The 20,213-nt window shown below is 68.6% G+C and carries 17 protein-coding genes and 1 tRNA gene; 6 read left to right on the top strand and 12 right to left on the bottom strand.

Features of this window, described 5'->3' with window-relative positions; genetic code table 11:
• Positions 1-69: 69 nt before the first annotated feature.
• Together ACFTS5_RS03870 and ACFTS5_RS03865 are read left to right on the top strand one after the other, a co-directional pair.
• On the top strand, positions 70-894 hold the full coding sequence (locus ACFTS5_RS03870; protein ID WP_378627171.1) for a DUF3097 domain-containing protein: 825 nt from the start codon (positions 70-72) through the stop codon (positions 892-894).
• A 112-nt stretch (positions 895-1,006) separates the two neighbouring features.
• On the top strand, positions 1,007-1,819 hold the full coding sequence (locus ACFTS5_RS03865) for a hypothetical protein (protein WP_378627170.1): 813 nt from the start codon (positions 1,007-1,009) through the stop codon (positions 1,817-1,819).
• A gap of 63 nt (positions 1,820-1,882) precedes the next feature.
• Here the strand turns inward: ACFTS5_RS03865 and ACFTS5_RS03860 are convergent, their stop codons facing one another.
• The 10 genes from ACFTS5_RS03860 to ACFTS5_RS03815 form a co-directional block, all read right to left on the bottom strand.
• Complete coding sequence (locus ACFTS5_RS03860; RefSeq protein ID WP_378627169.1) at positions 1,883-2,386, bottom strand: hypothetical protein; 504 nt, start codon at positions 2,384-2,386, stop codon at positions 1,883-1,885.
• Positions 2,387-2,474: 88 nt separating this feature from the next.
• Positions 2,475-2,870 carry a hypothetical protein gene (locus tag ACFTS5_RS03855; protein WP_378627168.1) on the bottom strand — a complete coding sequence of 132 codons (396 nt, stop codon included), beginning with the start codon at positions 2,868-2,870 and terminating at the stop codon, positions 2,475-2,477.
• 86 nt (positions 2,871-2,956) lie between these two features.
• A complete protein-coding gene (locus ACFTS5_RS03850) occupies positions 2,957-4,006 on the bottom strand; it encodes a ferrochelatase (RefSeq protein WP_378627167.1) in 1,050 nt (349 codons plus the stop codon).
• Positions 4,006-4,842 (bottom strand): NADH-dependent enoyl-ACP reductase InhA, encoded by an 837-nt coding sequence (inhA, locus tag ACFTS5_RS03845; protein ID WP_358181927.1) that lies wholly within the window; start codon positions 4,840-4,842, stop codon positions 4,006-4,008. Before inhA ends, ACFTS5_RS03850 begins: the two co-directional genes overlap by 1 nt.
• A 73-nt stretch (positions 4,843-4,915) precedes the next feature.
• Positions 4,916-5,632, bottom strand: coding sequence for a 3-oxoacyl-ACP reductase FabG1 (gene fabG1, locus ACFTS5_RS03840; RefSeq protein ID WP_101467171.1), 717 nt, complete (start codon positions 5,630-5,632; stop codon positions 4,916-4,918).
• Between the two features lie 84 nt (positions 5,633-5,716).
• Positions 5,717-6,721 (bottom strand): VWA domain-containing protein, encoded by a 1,005-nt coding sequence (locus tag ACFTS5_RS03835; protein WP_056810311.1) that lies wholly within the window; start codon positions 6,719-6,721, stop codon positions 5,717-5,719.
• The gene (locus ACFTS5_RS03830) at positions 6,718-7,674 is read right to left on the bottom strand and encodes a DUF58 domain-containing protein (protein WP_378627164.1); all 957 of its coding nucleotides are present in this window, start codon (positions 7,672-7,674) and stop codon (positions 6,718-6,720) included. The genes ACFTS5_RS03835 and ACFTS5_RS03830 overlap by 4 nt, the downstream gene beginning before the upstream one ends.
• 23 nt (positions 7,675-7,697) lie before the next feature.
• Positions 7,698-8,858, bottom strand: a complete 1,161-nt coding sequence (locus tag ACFTS5_RS03825; protein WP_378627163.1) for an AAA family ATPase — start codon at positions 8,856-8,858, stop codon at positions 7,698-7,700.
• A gap of 176 nt (positions 8,859-9,034) precedes the next feature.
• Entirely contained in the window at positions 9,035-10,459 is a 1,425-nt protein-coding gene (locus ACFTS5_RS03820; protein ID WP_378627162.1) for an NlpC/P60 family protein, read from the bottom strand.
• 265 nt (positions 10,460-10,724) lie between these two features.
• Positions 10,725-11,276, bottom strand: a complete 552-nt coding sequence (locus ACFTS5_RS03815) for a DUF6676 family protein (protein ID WP_378627161.1) — start codon at positions 11,274-11,276, stop codon at positions 10,725-10,727.
• Positions 11,277-11,559: 283 nt separating this feature from the next.
• Here ACFTS5_RS03815 and acnA point away from each other — a divergent pair, with 283 nt between their 5' ends.
• From acnA to ACFTS5_RS03800, 3 genes are all read left to right on the top strand, one after another.
• Complete coding sequence (gene acnA, locus ACFTS5_RS03810) at positions 11,560-14,373, top strand: aconitate hydratase AcnA (protein WP_378627159.1); 2,814 nt, start codon at positions 11,560-11,562, stop codon at positions 14,371-14,373.
• A 130-nt stretch (positions 14,374-14,503) separates the two neighbouring features.
• Positions 14,504-15,073: a helix-turn-helix domain-containing protein gene (locus ACFTS5_RS03805; RefSeq protein ID WP_358072240.1), complete on the top strand. Its 570-nt coding sequence runs from the start codon at positions 14,504-14,506 to the stop codon at positions 15,071-15,073.
• Between the two features lie 17 nt (positions 15,074-15,090).
• Positions 15,091-15,166: transfer RNA gene (locus ACFTS5_RS03800), tRNA-Trp, on the top strand.
• 69 nt (positions 15,167-15,235) lie between these two features.
• On the opposite strand, the gene ACFTS5_RS03795 is transcribed toward ACFTS5_RS03800, so the two are convergent.
• Positions 15,236-15,736 (bottom strand): MarR family winged helix-turn-helix transcriptional regulator, encoded by a 501-nt coding sequence (locus ACFTS5_RS03795; protein WP_378627158.1) that lies wholly within the window; start codon positions 15,734-15,736, stop codon positions 15,236-15,238.
• 65 nt (positions 15,737-15,801) lie between these two features.
• On the opposite strand from ACFTS5_RS03795, the gene ACFTS5_RS03790 reads away from it, so the two are divergent.
• Positions 15,802-16,296 (top strand): cupin domain-containing protein, encoded by a 495-nt coding sequence (locus tag ACFTS5_RS03790; protein ID WP_378627157.1) that lies wholly within the window; start codon positions 15,802-15,804, stop codon positions 16,294-16,296.
• Between the two features lie 76 nt (positions 16,297-16,372).
• Here ACFTS5_RS03790 and ACFTS5_RS03785 read toward each other — a convergent pair whose 3' ends face one another.
• Positions 16,373-20,209: a type I polyketide synthase gene (locus ACFTS5_RS03785; protein ID WP_378627156.1), complete on the bottom strand. Its 3,837-nt coding sequence runs from the start codon at positions 20,207-20,209 to the stop codon at positions 16,373-16,375.
• Between the last annotated feature and the right edge of the window lie 4 nt (positions 20,210-20,213).

The following is a 20,213-nucleotide window of genomic DNA, read 5'->3' as shown; positions in this document are numbered from 1 at the left end:
CTCGTGTGATCGCCGGTCCCGGTGCGGCGGTGCGGCGCACTCTGTTCTGCGCGCGGTAGTTTCGGGGGCGTGAGTGCACGAGACAGCTACGGCGACATCTATTCCGGACACGATCGGACCAAGAAGAAGCCGGTGCCGACAGTGAGTGCCGAACGCGACCTGGTGGTGGAGGACGCGGCGAGCGGATTCTGTGGTGCCGTAGTCGGTTTCGATCGCAGCTACGACGGCGAGTTCGTGAAGCTCGAGGACGCGCGCGGGGCGGTGCGGTTGTTCGCGATGCGCGAGGCCGCGTTCCTGATCGACGGGAAGCCGGTCACGCTGACCAAGCCCACCACGACCGCGCCGAAACAGCCGGCACGGTCGGCCTCGGGGTCCACCCGCGTCGAGGGCCTGCGGGCAAGAGTCGCGCGGACCAGCCGGATCTGGGTGGAAGGCGTGCACGACGCGGCGCTCGTCGAACGGGTGTGGGGCCACGACCTGCGGGTGGAGGGCGTGGTCGTCGAACACCTCGAGGGCCTCGACAATCTCGGCGCCCGGCTCACCGAGTTCGAACCCGGCCGTGGCGCGCGGGTAGGGGTACTCGTCGACCATCTGGTGACCGGCTCGAAGGAGACGCACCTGACCACCGGCCTCGGCCCGCACGTGCTGGTGACCGGCCATCCCTACATCGACGTCTGGCAGGCCGTTCGCCCCGCCGCGCTCGGCATCGACGCCTGGCCGACAGTGCCGCGCGGCGAGGACTGGAAGACCGGAATCTGCGCGCGCCTCGGCTGGGGAACACCGCAGCAGGGCTGGCGCCGTGTCTACGATGCGGTCGGCTCGTTCCGGGATCTGGAAGCCCCACTCATCGGCGCCGTCGAGCGGCTCATCGACTTCGTGACCGAGCCGGAGTGAACGCACAGCAGGTCAAGCGGGTCCTCGCGCCGAAATCGATGACCCGCGTAGGCACCATCGACCACCTCGGTGCGCGCACGCGATCGCGGGCGAACCTTTATGCTCGATGATTATGTGCTCTCCCAGTGCCACGCTGACGCTGTGGGCCGGCTCCTGGCTGGCCGGTACCAGCGCGCCCGACGACGTGCTGGAGGCACTGCACGCCTGGGCGCCGCGCCACACCATCGCGGCGGGCGACCCGGTCACCGGCGGACGCACGGACCTGCCGTGGACCTCGCGCGGCGCGGCGGGCAACGGCGCCATGCCGCTGCTCAAGGTGATCCGCGAGGCGATGGCTCCGGCCGGGGCGCAGCTACGCCTGGTTCTGCCCGCACCGGGTGACGTCCGTGGGCTGCCGGTCGGCACCGCGTTCGCCGCCGACGCGATCGACGCCGAGGAGGGCCTGCTGCTCGGCGTTCCCGGCGAGCCCGGCACCGGCCTGATCCCGCAGTGGGACGACGACGACACCCTGCAGTGGACCGTCTACGGCGTCGATCTGCCGCGTATCGCGGGTCACGACATGTCGCTAGGCGAGGCCGAGTACACCATGCGCGAATCGGTGCGCGACGCCGCCGACGCCCTGATGCAACTGCACACCACCTCGGTCGGCAACGGCGACGACGATCCGCGTGAACAGATCGAGGCCCAGCTCGCGGCCTATGCGCGCCACGCCTATCCCGACTCGATCCCGTTGCGCGCCAAGCGAATTCTCGATACCGCCGATCATGTGGCCGCGATCCTCACCGTCGCTCAGCACGAGCCGGCGTCCTCACCCACCTCGGCCACCGCACTCGGGGCGCACGAATCCCTGCTGCGGCCGCTGTGGAACACGATCCGCGAGGCCCGTCTCGTCGCGGTCCACGCCGCTGCCCGGCGCGACGGCTGACCTTCCGCATTCGGGACGCAAGGCGTAGTCACCGAGTCTGGTGGCCACGCCGGAGCCGATCCGTCAGTGTCGGTAAGGCTGCTGGTACTGCGGCTGTTGTGGATACGGCATCTGCTGCGGGTACGGCTGCTGCTGCGGGTACGGCATCGGCTGCTGTTGCGGATACGGCTGCGGGTACTGACCCTGCGGATACTGCGGCGGGTACTGCGCCTGCGGGTAGCCGGGGCCGGACGGGTGCTGCTGCGGATACGGCTGCTGATATTGCGCCGGGTACGGCTGCGGCGCCATCTGCTGATGTGCCATGTGCTGTGGCGGCATCTGTTGTGGCGCAGCCTGATCGGAGGAACCACTGAACGTGCGGATCAGCACGACCAGCACGATCAGCACGACAACGCCGATGATCACGTACCAGACCCACTCCGGGATCCCGCCACCACCGACGCTGACGCTGCTACCGCCCCCACGACGGGCAAGCACCGACTCCGCATCGCCCGCGAGAATGCCGTCGCCGGTGAGAAGACCACCTCCCCGAGCCAGTGTGGTCAGCGTCATCTCGGCATGGTTCATCGGGCCCTCCCCGTAGCGTCACCCGACCTTCGGGCGAAGGTCTGCGGCGATGCTAACGCAGAGATGCGCCGAAGGGGGAAGTGCCAGTTCAGAATCCGCCGAGGGCGACTTTGAGGTCGGGCACATCGAGCGACCTGAGCGTCGCGTCGCGGACCTGCGGGCAGGTGCGGATGGTGACGGTGTCGACGATGTGGCGGTTGTAGGCGATCGCGGCGTTGGCGACGGTGTCGTTGACCGTCCACAGCTTCATCGCGCCGGTGAACGCCACCCGCGCGACGCGCGGGCCCAGCGCCTTCCACGTCCCCTTCTGTCCGTCGAGGATGCCGCACAATTCCTCGACGGATGCCTGCGAGATCGTGGGCTCGGTGGGCTGCGGGGGCTGGGTCTGGTAGCCGGAGTCCCCGCCACAGCCGGTGAGACCGAGCGCGGCGGCGGTCAGCACCAGGGCGAACCCTGCGGCGCGGCGCGGCGTGGTCGAAATCATCGGAAATCCTCCGATCAGTCGAGCGCAACTGTGAAAAGGCTACTCCTCGAACCGGGGACTACCGGTGAATGGTTATCCGGTTGTGTTCAGCGCCGAACCGGGCGCGCGGGCGGTTCGCAGCAACCGGGGGCGCACAGGGCTCCGTCGACGGTGCAGCCGTACCCGGGGACCGTCCCGAGTTCGCGCACCGGACCGGCGCTCACGCGTTCGGCGATCAGTTCGACGATCATCCGGGAGAACCGCGGATCGGTGCCGGGCGTCCCCGCCCGGGCGAAGGCCATGCCGAGCTCGGCGGCGCGGGTCGACGCTTCGTTGTCGAGGTCCCAGATCACCTCGAGATGATCGGAGACGAAACCGACCGGGCACACCACCACGGCGTCGATACCCTTGCCGTGCAGCACATCCAGGTGGTCGACGATGTCGGGTTCGAGCCACGGCACCTGCGGCGGGCCCGAGCGCGACTGCCACACCACGTCGTACTCGGCGAAACCGGTTGCCGCGGCACACAATCGGGCGGCTTCGGCGACCTGCCTGCTGTAGAGGCGGCCACCGTCGGCCGGCGGACCCGCCGACAGGTCGGCCGAGACCGGGATGGAGTGCGCCGTGAAGACCAGGCGCACGCCGTCGCGGCGCTCGGCCGGAATCTGTTGCACCGCAGCGGTGATCGCATCGGCGAACGACTCGATCAGTAGCGGATGATCGAAGTACTGGCGCAGTTTCACCAGCTCCGGGGCATCGGCACCGACCGCCGTGCGGGCACGGGTGATGTCTTCGTCGTACTGGCGGCAACCGGAATACCCACCCCATGCCGACGTCGGGAAGACCAGTGCCGAGCGCACTCCGTCGGCGGCCATCCGCGCGACCGTGTCCTCGACCATGGGATGCCAGTTGCGATTGCCGAAATAGACCGGCAGATCCAGCCCGGCATCGGCGAGGTCGGCCTCCAGCGCCGCGATGATCTGCTGATTCAACGCGTTGATCGGCGAGACCCCGCCGAAATGCAGGTAGTGCTGCGCGACCTCGGCGAGCCGTTCGGGGGGCACCCCACGGCCCCGAGTGACGTTCTCCAGAAACGGGATCACGTCCTCGGGACCTTCGGGACCACCGAAGGACAGCAGCAGCAGGGCGTCCGGCATCAGCTCAGGGACATGTTCTCCGGGAACCACATATTGTGGCTGGCGCCGCCGTCGACATAGATGATCGAGCCGGTGGTGGCGGGCAGCCAATCCGAGAGCAGCGCCACGATCGACTTGCCGACCGCGCGCGGATCGTTGCCGTCCCAGCCGATCGGCGACGCGCCGTCCCAGTACTGGTCGAGCTGGACGAGCTGCTTGGCATCGTCGGTCGCGGTGCCCGCGATGGCCTTGGCCGCGAGGGTCTTGATCGGGCCCGCGGCGATCAGGTTGGAGCGCACCTTCTTGGCGGCACCGACCTCACGCGCCACATAGCGGTTCACCGACTCCAGCGCCGCCTTGGACACGCCCATCCAGTTGTAGTACGGCATGGCCACGCGCGGATCGAAGTCCATGCCGACCAGCGAGCCGCCCTCGTTCATGACGGGGAGCACGGCGCGAGCGAGCGAGGCGTAGCTCCACGCGGAGATCTCGAACGACTTGGCGACATCGGGGCCGGGGCCCTCGAGGAACGGCAGCGAGCCGGGGCCCATGATCGAACGCGGCGCGAACGCGATGGAGTGCAGCGCGCCGTCGATGCCCTCGGGGGCCAGCTCACGCAGCTTCTCGGTGAGCGCGGCCAGGTCCTCTTCGTTGGTCACGTCCAGGCCGATGGCAGGCGGCACTTCCTGCGGCAGCCGCTTGGCGATGCGGTCGATGAGCCGCAGTCGGTCGGGAATACCGGTGATGATCACCCTCGCGCCCTGCTCCTGCGCGATCGCGGCCGCGTGGAACGCGATCGACGAATCGGTGATGATGCCGGTGACCAGGATGGTCTTGCCTTCGAGCAGTCCGCCCATGAGTTTTCGGTTCTCCTGAAATCAGTATGGTTGCCGCCACCTTGTCGGTGGCGCGGGGCGATCCGTTAGCGGATCAGTGACCCATGCCCATGCCGCCGTCGACCGGGATGACCGCGCCGGTGACATAGCGGGAGTCCTCGGAGGCGAGGAAGCTGATCACCGCGGCGACATCCTCTGCCTGGCCGAGACGCCCGAGCGGGATGAACTTCTTCGCGGTTTCCTTCAGATCATCGGGCAGCTCAGCGGTCATATCGGTTTCGATGAAACCGGGCGCGACCACATTCGCGGTAATCGAACGCGAGCCCAGCTCACGGCTGATGGAGCGAGCCATACCGATCACACCGGCCTTGGAGGAGGCGTAGTTGATCTGGCCGGGGCCACCGCCGAGCCCGACGACGGAGCCGAGGAAGATCATCCGGCCCCAGCGACCCTTGAGCATGGCGCGGTTGGCGCGCTTGGCACAGCGGAAGGCGCCGGTGAGGTTGGCGTCGATGACCCGCTCGAACTGGTCCTCGGTCATGCGCATCAGCAGGGTGTCGTCGGTGATGCCCGCATTGGCGACCAGCACCTCGACCGGACCCTGGTGCTCCTCGACCTCGGTGAACGCACGATCGACCGAATCACTGTCGGTGACATCGCATTTCACACCGAACAGACCCTCGGGCACCCCCGATCCGCGATGGGTGACGGCGACCTTGTGGCCGTCGGCCTGCAGACGCTGCGCGACCGCGAGACCGATACCGCGGTTACCGCCGGTGACCAGGACCGACCGGGATGTGACGTTCGACATAGGGTCCAACCTATCTGTTCCGATTCGTGCGCCCCGCGTCAGGGTCGCGCCGTTGCGACAGCTCACAACGCGGGGCGGTGGGAGCTAGGGCAGGCGTTGACGATAGAGCAAACTGACCACGACTCCCGCCGCGATGGCCAGCATGCCGAACAGCAGCCACGGCCTGCTCGCATCGCCGCGCGTGGTCTCGTAGCCGATCTGTTCCTCGAGGGTGTCGTAGACCGCGGTGAGCTCGGCCAGCGACGACGCGGTGTAGAAGTCGCCGCCGGACAGCTCGGCGATCTCGCGCAACGAGTCGTTGTCGACCGGCACCTTCACCCGCTGTGAACCCTTGCCGTCGGAGTCCGGGATCTCGACCGTGCCCCATTCGGTACCGAAGGAGATCGTCGAGACCGGGATCCCCTTGTTCTTGGCCAGGCGCGCGGCGGTGAAACCGTGGCGCGGGTTGTCGACGTCCTTGTCGTCGGGCACGGTCTGCTTGCCGTCCGACATCAGCACCACCCGCGCGGGCGGTGGCGTCTCGGCGCCACCGAGGACGGCGGCCAGGGTGTCGATGGACTGCAGGGCCGTGAGGACGCCCTCGCCGGTGGCGGTGCGCTCGGCCAGCTTGATGTTGTCGATCGAGTGCTTGACCGCCTCGCGGTTAGTCGTCGGCGACACCATCACCGAGGCCGTGCCCGCGAACGTGACGAAACCGAGGTTGATACCGGGCGTCAGACCGTCGACGAAATCCTTGCCTGCCTTCTGCGCGACCTGCAACCTGTTCGGCTCCACGTCGGTGGCTTCCATCGACAGCGAGACATCCATCACCAGAACAACAGTCGCGCGGTTACGCGGCACCTTCTGCACGGCGGTCGGACCGGCCGCGGCGATCGTCAGCAGGACCAGGCCCGCCAGGATCAACGCGATCGGGACATGGCGCATCGGGCTCGGTCGCGAGGGGGCGACCCGCTCCAGGATGGCCATGTTGCCGAACTGCAGCATCCGCTTGTGCCGGGCGCGCTGCACGAGCACGTAACCGAGCACGAGCAGAGCGACGACCGCGAGGAAACCGAGCCAGACGACGGCCGTGAAATGCGAAATACTCACTGGCGAGGCACCCGCCCGCTCGGGGCGCCGAGGCTGTGGCGCCGGGTGGACACGAACCGGACCACGTCGGCGATCCAGTCCCGGTCGGTCTGCAGGGTGAGCACCGGCGCACCGCAGCTGCGCAGCGCCTGCGCCACCTGCTCACGCTGGGCTCGGGCCGCGGCCGCGAAATCGGCGCGCAGCGTGGGAGTGACGCTGAACTCGCGGGTGCGGCCCGATTCGGGATCGTGCAGCACCACGTCGCCGCCGTCGGGCAACGCGACATCGAGGGGGTCGAGCACTTCCACGGCGAGCAGGTCGTGGCGGGCGGAGATCGCGCGCAGGGAGCGCTGCCAGTCGACGTCACCGAGGAAGTCGCTGATCACCACGGCCAGACCGCGTTTGCGTTGCGGCCGGCGCAGCGATTCGATTCCGGCCTTGAGATCGCCGCGCACGCCGTCGCGGGCGTGCGGGGTGGTGGCGATGCCGCGCAGCAGGGTCTGGGCGTGCATGCGTCCGCTGCGCGCGGGGATGCGTACCAGATCCTGACCGGTCGCGACGACCGCGCCGATCCGGTTGCCGCCCCCGGAGGTGAGGTGGGTGATCGCCGCGGCCGCCGCGATCGCCAGATCGCGTTTGTGTACCCGGCCGGTGCCGAAGTCCAGGCTCGACGACAGGTCGACGACGAGCCATGTCTCGAGCTCGCGGTCGGCGATCATCTGCCGCACATGCGGATGGGTGGTGCGGGCGGTGACCGACCAATCCATCTGCCGCACATCGTCGCCCGGCTGGTACAGCCGTGCCTCCCCCGGTTCCGAACCCGGTCCGGGGATCAGCCCCTGGTGGTCGCCGTGCAGCACGCCGTCGAGGCGGCGCCGCACGGTCAACTCGAGGGTCTTGAGCGCGGCGGCCAGCTTCGGGTCGGTCAGTTCACCGGCACGGAACGAGGGCGGAGCGTGAGACGACACGGGCACGCGGACAACGGGTTCCGGCGCACTCACTGGGGCGCGACGGAGCCGGCGGGCTGGGACTGCTGCCCGTTCACCGCCTGCGGCACAGGCTGCTGCTGGGGCGGCTGGGGCACCGGCGGCTGCTGCTGTGCGGCCTGGCCGTTGGCCTGCGGGGCGACCTGTGGCAGGCCGACCGTCTGGAGCACGCGCTTGATGACGTCCTCGGGCGAAACCTCGTCGGCCAGTGCGTCGTACGACAGCACCAGACGGTGACGCAGCACGTCCGGGATGACCTCGACGACATCCTGCGGAACCACGTAGTCGCGGCCACGGATCAGCGCGACCGAGCGCGCCGCGGCGATGATGCCCAGGCTCGCGCGGGGGGACGCGCCGTAGGAGATCCAGCTCGCCACATCGTCCATGCCGAAGTCGGCGGGCGTGCGGGTCGCGGTGATCACGCGGACCACGTAGTCGACGAGCGCGTGGTGCACGAAGACGTTGGCGGCCACCTTCTGCAGGCGGATGATGTCCTCGGGGTCGAGGATCTGGTTCGGCTCGGGCGCGCTCACACCCATCCGGTAGATGATCTCGCGCTCTTCCTCGACCGAGGGGTAGTCCACGACGACCTTGAACAGGAAGCGGTCGCGCTGCGCCTCGGGCAGCGGGTATACGCCCTCGCTCTCGATCGGGTTCTGGGTGGCCATGACCAGGAACGGATCGGGCATCGGGTAGGTCTTGCCGCCGATCGACAGCTTGCGCTCGGCCATCACCTCGAGCAGTGCCGACTGCACCTTGGCGGGCGCGCGGTTGATCTCGTCGGCGAGCACGAAGTTCGCGACGACCGGGCCGAGCTCGGTGTCGAATTCCTCGCGGCCCTGCCGGTAGATGCGGGTACCGATGAGGTCGGTCGGCACCAGGTCCGGGGTGAACTGCACCCGGGAGAACGAGCCGCCGACGACCTTGGCGAAGGTTTCCACCGCAAGAGTCTTCGCGACGCCCGGCACACCTTCGAGCAACACGTGTCCGCGCGCCAGAACGCCCACGAGCAAACGCTCGACGAGCCGGTCCTGACCGACGATAACCCGCTTGACCTCGTAGATCGCCTTCTCGAGAGTCTGGACGTCACGCTCCAGGGTGCTCGGCGTGGCCGTACCGGCGTCCTTCGCCAGCTTCGGCCCGCTCACACCTTCCGTCGAAGTCACCAACATCCCCGCTTTCGCTTTGGTCCTGTGCGTGCGGCACCAACTATTCCATTGAATCGCCCGGTGCGCCGCAACCGGCCAGTACTAGACGGGGATTCGTCATGCTCGTGATGCCGCTCACGCGCGGCGGCGAATGTGGCGCAAGCTGCATCGATCGCGGCCCTACCAGCGGCGATGGCCGCTCAGTCGGTGACGATGCGGACCGCGTACGGCATGATGCCGTCTTCGCGGACCGGGGAAATCTTCACGACATCCCCGGATTCAGGGGCCTCGATCATCTTGCCGTTGCCCAGATACATCGCCACGTGGGCGCTGCCACCGGGACCCCAGAACAGCATGTCGCCGCGTTCGCGGTCCTCGACGTCGACCCGGGTGCCCGCGTTGTACTGGTAGCCGCTGTAGTGCGGCAGCGACACGCCGATGCCGGCGAAGGCGTAGAGCATCAGGCCCGAGCAGTCGAAGCCGACCTTGTTGAAGTCACCGTGGGCGTCGCCGGTGCCGCCGTCGCGGATGCCGAGGGTGGGACCGTCCTCGTCGCCGCCGCCCCAGGCATAGGTGACGCCGAGTTGCGACATCGCGCGGTCGACCACCGTTTCGATCGCGGCCGAACCGGTGACCTGCGGTTGCGAGGGTCGCGGCTTGGTTCGGCGGGGGGAGGCCGGAGTCGACTCGAGGTCGGTGTGCGGGCGCTGGCCCTCGTTGAGCTGGGCGGCGCGGTCGCGGGCGGCCTTGTCGGCGGCGGCGCGCGAGGCGGCGGCGTTGGCGGCGGCCAGCAGGGCCATCACCTCGGCTTCGCGTTGGTCGTCCCAGGCCAGGAAGATCTCGCGCTGGCTCTGCAGCCCGGCGACGGTCGAGCGGGCGACGTCGAGGGCGGACTGGGCCGCGCTGCGGTCGCGACGCAGGTTGTCGCGAGCCACGGCCTGGGTGTCGAATTCGGATTTCGCGATGTTCACCGCGGCTTGGGCGGCGTCGCGCTTCTGCTCAGCCCCGGCGGCGGCGTTGTCGGCGTCGGTCTTGGCCTGCCGCGCGGCGGAGTTCTGGTTGGCCTGGGCGACCTGGGCGCGGCGCAAACCGTCCAGGACCTGTCGCTGGTTCTTCGACACCATCCCGAGCACCTGCGCGCGATCCATCGCGGCATCGGGGGTCGAGGAGGCGAGGTAGGTGACGACCGAACTGTTGGCGGGACGCACGTACGCCTGGGTGGCGACCTGATCGAAATCCTGGCGTGCCGCACCGACTTTCACGCCCGCGTCGGCCAGCTGGGTCTGGCTGTCGGTGACGGCGGCCGCGGCCGCGTCGGCGGCGTCGCGCGCGGTCTGCAGGTCGACGAGTGCCTGGTTGACCGCTTCCCGTTTGCCCGCGAGCTGGTCGTCGAGTTCACGTAACTGCTGATCGGCCGCGGCGACGCGATTGATCAGTACGCCGATCTCACTGACCCGCGCGTCGACCTGGGCGCCCGCCCCGGCGATCTCACCGTCGGACGGATTGGGTGGAGGGGGTGGCACAGCAGCGACCGGTCCCGCGGCGAGCAGCACTGCCACCACCGCCAGCAAACCGATCGCTATTCGTAATAGACCTGGTTCGTCCTGCCTGCCCGCACTGCGCACGGCACCTCCGAGTATCTCGACTCGACATACGCCACCGGCGCATCAGCCGAAACACCGACCACAAGAGTCGACCAATGCCCCCTGTACCACTGCATTCACGATCGCGTTCATCGCAACCGTACGACACATAGTTCTCAAAGGAAACATCCGTCACAGTGGGGCGCGGCATCAATTCATAGATTGCTCGGAATTAGCCTGACGAAGGACAGCTTTCTACCCCAGAAAACAGACCGTTGGTCCGGAAATGTGGCTGCAGTGAAACCGGTTAGTTGGTGGAACCCGCATCGACGCGCGAGGACGTGGGGGCCGCTGGTGCGTCCACCTCGGGCCCGCGGCGGACCTTCACCAGGTACAGCCCGGCGATCACGAGCACCATCAGCGTCAGCAACACCGTGGTGATGGCGCCCCAGGAAACGCCCTCCGGCTGCTCGAGCCGGTCGACGAAGGCCTGCACGGCCTCTTCGGGGTGGTTGCCCTTGTACTTGGCCGCGTCCTCGGCCCATTCCAGCCGCACCCGGCTGATGGTGTCGCTGTAGGTGCCCAGCCAGTCGTCGCTGAACACGGCGACAGTGCCGTGGGTGTTCTCGCCGACCTCGGTGGCCAGGTCACGTAGGCTCGAGTCGTGGCCGGGATTACCGGGAACGATGACGACGCTGAGCGGGATCCCCTCGGATCGCGCCTGCGCGACGATCGCCGCCAGTTTCTCCTGATCCTGACCCTTGGGGGCCGCGACGTGATTGTCGGCGAGGTCGGACGCGACGCTGCTCAGCACGGTGTTCGGCGGCAGTTCGGCCGCCATCGGCGCAAAAGTGGTCATCTTCCATCCGGTCTGTCGAGCCACGATCGCCGGTGTCGCGACGGGCGTCCAACACTGCCAAGGTGAGCGTCACTGCGTCTTCCCCGACTTCGCTCGTCAGGCACAGTACGCGACTCGGCGCCCGGCTACGCCTGCGCGGCACCACCGACGGCCCCCGCGTATTTCATAGGACAAGCGTACTGTTAGGATCGTACGGCGAGGAAACAGGCATCTCACGGTGCCGGACACCCCCTCCGAAGACGCGAGTCGCCGGCACAGCCCCGCCGGCGGCACACCCTCACACATGAGTGGAGCTGACGTGACGAAGATTGATACCTTCGGCGCCAAGGGCACGCTCGAGGTCGGAAGCAACTCCTACGAGATCTTCCGTCTCTCGGCTGTTCCCGGCACCGAGAAGCTGCCCTACGCCCTGAAGGTGCTGGCAGAAAACCTGCTGCGCACCGAGGACGGCGCGAACATCACCGCCGATCACATCCGCGAGATCGCGAACTGGGACCCCTCGGCACAGCCGAGCGTCGAGATCCAGTTCACCCCCGCGCGCGTGATCATGCAGGACTTCACCGGCGTGCCCTGCATCGTCGACCTGGCCACCATGCGTGAGGCCGTCACCGTCCTCGGTGGCGACCCGAGCAAGGTCAACCCGCTCTCGCCCGCCGACATGGTCATCGACCACTCGGTGATCCTGGACGTCTTCGGCCGCGCCGACGCGCTGGAGCGCAACGTCGACCTCGAGTACGAGCGCAACGGCGAGCGTTACCAGTTCCTGCGCTGGGGCCAGGGCGCCTTCGACGACTTCAAGGTCGTCCCCCCGGGCATGGGCATCGTCCACCAGGTCAACATCGAGTACCTGGCCCCCACGGTCATGGTCCGCAACGGCCAGGCCTACCCCGACACCTGTGTCGGCACCGACTCGCACACCACCATGGTCAACGGCCTCGGCGTGCTGGGCTGGGGCGTCGGCGGCATCGAGGCCGAGGCCGCGATGCTGGGCCAGCCGGTCTCCATGCTGATCCCGCGCGTGGTCGGCTTCAAGCTGACCGGTGAGATCAAGCCGGGCGTCACCGCCACCGACGTGGTGCTCACCGTCACCGAGCAGCTGCGCAAGCACGGCGTCGTCGGCAAGTTCGTCGAGTTCTACGGCAAGGGCGTCTCCGAGGTCCCCCTCGCCAACCGCGCCACCCTGGGCAACATGAGCCCCGAGTTCGGTTCCACCGCCGCGATCTTCCCGATCGACGAAGAGACCATCAACTACCTGCGCCTGACCGGCCGCAGCGACGAGCAGCTCGCGCTCGTCGAGGCGTACGCCAAGGAACAGGGCATGTGGCACGACGCCGAGCGCGAGCCGGTGTACTCGGAGTACCTCGAGCTCGATCTGGGCAGCGTCGTGCCCTCGATCGCGGGCCCGAAGCGTCCCCAGGACCGCATCCTGCTCAGCGACTCCAAGAGCGCGTTCCGCTCCGACATCGTCAACTACGTCGGCGAAGGTGAGCTCACCGCGCTGGACGAGGGTGTCGACGAGTCCTTCCCGGCCTCTGACTCGACCGCTGTGTCCGCGTCCGCCGCCGACGACACCTACACCCCCGCACACTCGGCGGCCAACGGTGCCAAGGGTCGTCCGTCCAAGCCGATCGAGGTCGTCGGCGAGGACGGCAACAAGTTCGTCCTCGATCACGGCGCGGTGGTCGTCGCGGGTATCACCTCCTGCACCAACACCTCCAACCCGTCGGTCATGCTCGGCGCCGCCCTGCTCGCCCGCAACGCGGTGGAGAAGGGTCTCGCGACCAAGCCGTGGGTGAAGACCAACATGGCGCCGGGTTCGCAGGTCGTCACCGACTACTACGAGAAGGCCGGTCTGTGGCCCTACCTGGAGAAGCTGGGCTTCTTCGTCGGTGGCTACGGCTGCACCACCTGCATCGGCAACACCGGTCCGCTGCCCGAGGCGATCTCGGCCGCGATCAACGACAACGACCTCTCGGTCACCGCGGTGCTCTCGGGTAACCGCAACTTCGAGGGTCGCATCTCCCCCGACGTGAAGATGAACTACCTGGCCTCCCCGCCGCTGGTCATCGCGTACGCGCTCGCGGGCACGATGGACTTCGACTTCGAGACCGACGCGCTGGGTCAGGACACCGACGGCAACGATGTCTTCCTGAAGGACATCTGGCCGTCCGCCCAGGAGATCGACGACACCATCAAGACGTCGATCAGCCAGGACATGTTCCGCAACTCCTACGCCACCATCTTCGATGGTGACAAGCGCTGGCAGGGTCTGGCGACCCCGGAGGGCGACACCTTCGCGTGGGACGAGAAGTCGACCTACGTGCGCAAGGCACCGTACTTCGACGGCATGTCGATGGACCCGTCCCCTGTCACCGACATCTCCGGCGCTCGCGTGCTGGCGCTGCTGGGCGACTCGGTCACCACCGACCACATCTCCCCGGCGGGCCCGATCAAGCCCGGCACCCCGGCCGCGCAGTACCTCGACGCCAACGGTGTGGCCCGCAAGGACTACAACTCGCTGGGCTCGCGTCGCGGTAACCACGAGGTCATGATCCGTGGCACGTTCGCCAACATCCGGCTGCGCAACCAGCTGCTCGACGACGTCTCGGGTGGTTACACCCGCGACTTCACCCAGGACGGTGGCCCGCAGGCGTTCATCTACGACGCCTCGCAGAACTACCAGGCCGCGGGCATCCCGCTGGTCGTGCTCGGTGGCAAGGAATACGGTTCGGGCTCCTCGCGTGACTGGGCCGCCAAGGGCACCAGCCTGCTGGGCGTGAAGGCCGTCATCACCGAGTCGTTCGAGCGCATCCACCGCTCCAACCTGATCGGCATGGGCGTTGTGCCGCTGCAGTTCCCGGCCGGCCAGTCGGCCGCGTCGCTGGGCCTGACCGGCACCGAGACCTTCGACATCGCGGGGATCACCGCCCTCAACGAGGGTGTCACCCCCAAGACCGTCAAGGTCACCGCCACCGCGGAAGACGGCAAGGTCACCGAGTTCGACGCGGTCGTGCGCATCGACACCCCCGGTGAGGCCGACTACTACCGCAACGGCGGCATCCTGCAGTACGTGCTGCGCAACATGATCCGCGGCTAACTGCTCGATCCGGTGGCGTGACATCGTGAGGTGTTGCGCCACAAGGGCATTCGTGTGCCCGTGAATAATGCGACAGCCCCCGTCTCGGTTCGCCGGGCGGGGGTCCGTGTATCCGCTAGTTGGAGGAATCATGCCCAAGGTCAGCGACGACCACCTCGCCGCGCGCCGCAGCCAGATCCTCGACGGTGCACGACGCTGCTTCGCCGAATACGGCTATGACGGCGCCACCGTGCGCCGCCTGGAAGAGGCCATCGGCCTGTCCCGCGGCGCGATCTTCCACCATTTCCGTGACAAGGACGCTCTCTTCTTCGCCCTGGCCAAGGACGACGCCGAACGCATGGCCGAAGTCGCCGCCAACCAGGGCATCGTCCAGGTGATGCGCGATATGCTCGCCCGTCCGGAGGAATTCAACTGGCTGGGCACCCGCCTCGAGATCGCGCGCCGAGTCCGCACCGACCCCGAATTCCGTGCGGGCTGGACCCAGCGTTCGGCCGAACTGACCGCCGCGACGCTGGCCCGCCTGGAGCGTCGCAAGGCCGCCGGGGCCCTGCGCGACGACGTCCCCACCGACGTTCTGCTCGGCTACCTCGACCTGGTTCTCGACGGCCTCATCGCCCGCATCGCCTCGGGTCACACCAACGAAAACCTTTCCGCCGTACTGGATCTCGTCGAAGCTTCGGTGCGGCGCAAGGAATCCTGAGTTAGGCTCGGCGTGGCCATGGAGTAGTTCAGCAGGTAGAACGCCGACTCCACCGGACGGATGTCGCGGGTTCGATTCCCGCCTCCATGGCCACCGAACTTTCCCCGATTGCGCGCGGCGGGATCATCACGGGGCGCCCTTTCCCCGGCCGGGATCGGCAGGTCAGCTCGCCCACCCATCGAGCAGGGTTCGCGAGATCCGGTCCAGGGCGGCACGATCCGCGGGCGTCAACACCGACAGCATCGCCGTCTCGTTCTCGGTGTGTGCCACGACCACCGTGTCGACCAGCGCCCGGCCCTGCTCGGTGAGCGCCACCCGCACGGCGCGGCGATCCTCGCGGTCGGCGATGCGGCGGACCAGGCCCGCCGCTTCGAGCCGGTCGATACGGCCGGTCATCCCCGCGCGCGACAGCATCAAGGTGTCGGCGAGTACCGACGGGTTGAGCTCGAAGGGCGAACCCGAACGGCGTAGCGCCGCAAGCACATCGAACTCACCACGCTGCAAACCGTGTGCGGTGAACACGCTTTCGATCCGTGCCGTGGCGATGGTCATCAGCCTGCCGAGCCTGCCGAAGACCGCCATCGCCTCGAGTTCCAGCTCGGGTCGCTCCCGCTGCCACTGCGCCGTGATCGCATCCACCACGTCCGGTTCGCGTTCATCCATGGACACGATTCTATTCGCTGAGATATAGTTCGGTGGCGAATTATCAATCGACGAACGGAATGGTCATGACGAACACCCGCGACATCGCCCTCTGCCTGCCCGAGGATGCCGAGATGCTGGGCACCGAGAACGTGCGGATGCGCCTGCTCACCGATGCGAACGCCAGCGACGGTGCGGTGAGCACGCTCGAGGTCACCATGGCGCGGGGTGCCGACGGCGCCGCTCCGCACTTCCACACCCGCTCCGACGAGCTGTTCTACGTCGCCGACGGCGAACTCCAGGTCATGGCGGGCGATCGCATCCTCACCGTCGGCGCGGGCGGCTCGCTGGTCGTCCCGCGGCAGATGCCGCACGCCTTCGGCGCCACCCCGGACAGCGGCGCGCGCATCCTCATCGCCCTGATGCCCGGCGTCCAGCGCTTCGAGTACTTCCGTCTGCTCGATCGGCTCATCCACGGCGACGCCACCCATGAGGAATTCGTCGCCGCCCAGGAGGAATTCGACAACCACTTCGTCGACGCGCCCGCGTGGTGGGACGAGCGCAATGCCCACCGGGCCTGACGCCGGGCACCCGGCGAACCCCGTTGCCGCCGTACCGGACCTGATCGAGGACGCGGCACGGCGGCGGGACACCGCTCTACGCCGTCAGCATCTCCGTCAGATGATCGGCGATCGCGACAACGGTCGGCTGCTGCCAGAAGACGGTGGCCTGCAACTTGTGGCCGAACCGCTTCTCGAGCTTCTTGCGAATGGTCACCGTCATCACCGAATCGAGTCCCTGTTCCAGCAGCGGACGCCGCGGATTCAGATCCGCCGGATCGGGCAAGCGCATCTCCGCGGTGATCGTGCCCGACACCTCCGCCGCGATCAGCTCCCGCACCTGCTCGGTGGTCAGGTTCTCCAGCGACAGCACCGGACCGGACAGCGCCGATCCGGCCGCTGAATCGTCCTCGGCCGGACGGTCGATGACCGGATACTCCATTCCGGTGACCCGGGCGATCACCGTGCCGTCCACCGTCGCGACCAACCCGTCCACGACATCGGTGCGCTTCGGATCCAGGGCGACCTCGATGATCACCTCGTCGGCCGGCTCACCGGCGCAGCGCACGTCATCGATCTGGACCACCATCCGCAGGACCGGTTCGCCGCCGAACGCGGCGGGCGCGATCGACATCACCGCATCGAGTACCGGTGCCCAGGTGGCGCTGCCGCCTGCCGCGACGCGCACTCGCGCGCGCACCACGTCGGCGCCGAAGAGCAATTCCTCGACACGCCACTCGAACCCGGTTTCCGGCACCCCGACCGCGGCCAGGCGCTGATGGACCACACCCGGTTCGACCGGGAACATCCGGCGTGCCGCCGGGTCGTCCAGGGCCGTGGGCAGCGGCACCCCGGCTTCGACCGGCACCGACGACGCCTCGGCGTGGATCAGCCAGGCGGCTTCCCGCTCGGGGTCCTCCCCCGGTGTCCGCGACGCGATCCGCAGCAGCCCACGATCCGGATCGTGCACGACCTGCACCTCACGCTCACCGTCGGTCAGCAGGGGATGCCGCATCGCCACTCCGGCGAGCTCGATCGCGGCGCCACCGAGCGCACCGGCCTGCCGGAAGGTCTCGACCAGCACGGCGGCGGGCACGATCTCGGCGCCGTTGAGCGCGTGACTGCCCGGATAGGGGCGGTTCTCGTCCACCAGCACCGTGTTCCAGATCCGCAGACCGCTCCCGGCGACGGTGCTCGAGGTGCCGAGCAGGGTGTGCGAGGCCGCCGCGTGCCCCTGGCCGGGCACCCGACCGGCCACCGAGGGCGCGTGCCAGAGCTGACGTCCCTGCCATGCGTAGCCGGGCAGGTCCGCCTGCGCCGCGGGCGGCTGCAAACGGTCCAGGTCGACGAGCAGTCCCCGGCAGTGCACGGTGCCGAGCGCGGCCAGGAAAGCCTGCTGCTCGGGAACGTCGCGACGCAAGGTCGTGCCGACGAACGCGTCGTCGATTCCGCTCTCGCCGAGCGTTTCCCGAATCGAGTGGGCGACGACCGGGTGCGGCGAGATCTCGAGGAAGTCGCGGAATCCGTCGGCCAGCGCGGCCTCGATCGCGCCCGCCAACCGCACGGGGTTTCGCAGGTTCGCGACCCAGTACTCGGCGTCGGTCGCCGGTTCGGCACGAGCGTCGAGCAGCGCGGTCGAGTACATCCGCACCGAATGCGGGCGATACTCCAGGTCGGCGCCCGCCGCCGCGAGCTCGGCGAGCAGCGGGTCCATGTGCGGACTGTGGAACGCCACATCGGAGGCGACGCGGCGCACCCCGATCCCGTCGTCGGGCCACTGCGCCAGCACCTCCTCGATCGCGCTCGGGTCACCCGACAGCACACTCGACACGGTCGATGACGCGATCGCGGCGACCAGATCAGTTCTGCCGCCGAGCTTTTCGTCGGCATCCTGCAACGGCATCGTCACCATCGCCATCGCTCCGTTGCCCGCGACCCGGCGCAGCAGGATCGAGCGCCGGCAGATCAGCCGGGCGCCGTCGGCGAGCGGCAGCGCCCCGCTGGCCACGGCGGCGGCGATCTCACCGACGGAGTGGCCGATGATGGCGTCCGGGCTCACCCCGTAGGCCCGCCACATCGCGGCCAGACCCGTCTGCATCACGAAGATCATGGTCTGTATCCGGTCGACACCGTCGATCTCGTCGTCGATCAGAACCTGTCGCGGCGAGAAGCCGATCTCGGCCAGGAAGATCGGCTCCACCTCGTCGACCACCGCCGCGAACTCGGGCACGGCGAGCAGCTCGCGTCCCATCCCGCGCCACTGTGAACCGTGTCCGGAGAAGACCCACACCAGGCCCTTACCGAATTCGGCGGCCACGGTTCCCGTCACGACGCCGGGGTCCGGCCGTGCGGCGGCCAGTTCCCGCAGTCGTGCGATCAACTCGTGCTCGTCGCGGGCCACCACGGCCGCGTTGTGGTTCAGTCGCGACCGGTGATGGGACAGGGTGCGGCCGACCGCGTCGAGCGACACCGCGCCCGCCCGGTCGCTGACCCACTCCGCGAGCCGATCCGCGTACGCGCGCAGGGCGGCATCGGAGGCCGCCGAGAGCGGAAACAGCCGGAGCCCGTCGAGCTCGGTGCGCGGCGGCGCGACCGGTGGCAGGGGCGCGGTGGGCGCTTCCTCCAGCACCAGGTGCGCGACGGTGCCGCCGTAGCCGAAGCCCGACACACCCGCCCGCCGCGGACTGCTGCCCTCGGACCACGAGGTGTGCTCGGTAGCGAGCCGAATACCCGATGTGTCCCAGGGGATGTCCGGATTGAGCTCGGTCGACAGCGGCGTGCGCGGGATCTCGGCGTGCCGCAACGCCAGCACCGTCTTGATCACACTGGCCACGCCCGCGGCCCCCTCGAGGTGGCCGATGTTCGATTTCACCGACCCGATCAGGCAGGGGTCGCCGACCGGACGCACCGATCCGTAGACCGAGGCGAGCGCCTCGGCTTCCATCGGGTCGCCCAATCTGGTGCCGGTGCCGTGCGCCTCGACGAAATCGACAGTGGCCGGGTCGATTCCGGCGTGCCGGCAGGCCCGTGCCATGACGTGGGCCTGCGCTTCGCCCGACGGCGCCATGATCCCGTTGGTCCGGCCGTCCTGATTCACCGAACTGCCCCGGATGAGCGCGAGCACCTCGTCGCCCGCGCGCTGCGCGCTGTCCAGGCGGCGCAGCACCACGACGCCGCAGCCCTCGCCACGGCCGTAACCGTCGGCCGAGGCGTCGAAGGCCTTGCTGCGGCCGTCGGGGGCGAGCGCGCCCGCCGCGTCGAGGGTGATCGTCTGGCCGGGGGTGACGATCAGGTTCACCCCGCCCACGATCGCCAGGTCGCACTCACCGTTGCGCAGGCTCTGGGAGGCCAGGTGCAGCGCCACCAGCGAGGCCGAGCACGCCGTGTCCACCGCGATGCTCGGTCCGCGCAGATCGAACGAGTGCGACAACCGGTTGGCGACCGCACAGGTCGCCGCGCCGATGCCGGTCCACGCCTCGATGCTGGCCAGGTCCTCCAGCATCAGCGCGCCGTAGTCACCCGTGCAGACGCCGACGAACACACCGGTCTCGCTGCCCGCGAGTTCTCGCGGCGCGATCCCGGCCTGCTCGAGCGCATCCCAGGTGACCTCGAGCAGCAACCGCTGCTGCGGGTCCATCAGCGAGGCCTCACGCGGGGAGATGCCGAAGAATTCCGCGTCGAAGCGCTCGATCTCGTCGAGGAAGCTGCCACGGGTCACGGTGTTCTGGATGGCGGTCGCGAATTGTGGTGTGCGGTGCCGATATCGCGACCAGCGCTGCGGCGGTATCTCGCCGTAGGTGTCGCGCCCGGCCGAGAGCAGTTGCCAGAAGTCGGCGGGGGAACCGACGCCGCCGGGGAAGCGACAGCCGATGCCGATCACCGCCACCGGATCTACCGGGGTGTGGGAGGCGTTGTCGGAGACTGGGTGGGGCATAGCG

Origin of the sequence: Nocardia sp. NPDC056952 (genome assembly GCF_042674185.1) — a bacterium.
GTDB lineage: Bacteria > Actinomycetota > Actinomycetes > Mycobacteriales > Mycobacteriaceae > Nocardia.
The sequence above is the reverse complement of the archived record's forward strand: the minus strand, read 5'-3'. Positions and strand labels throughout refer to the sequence as shown.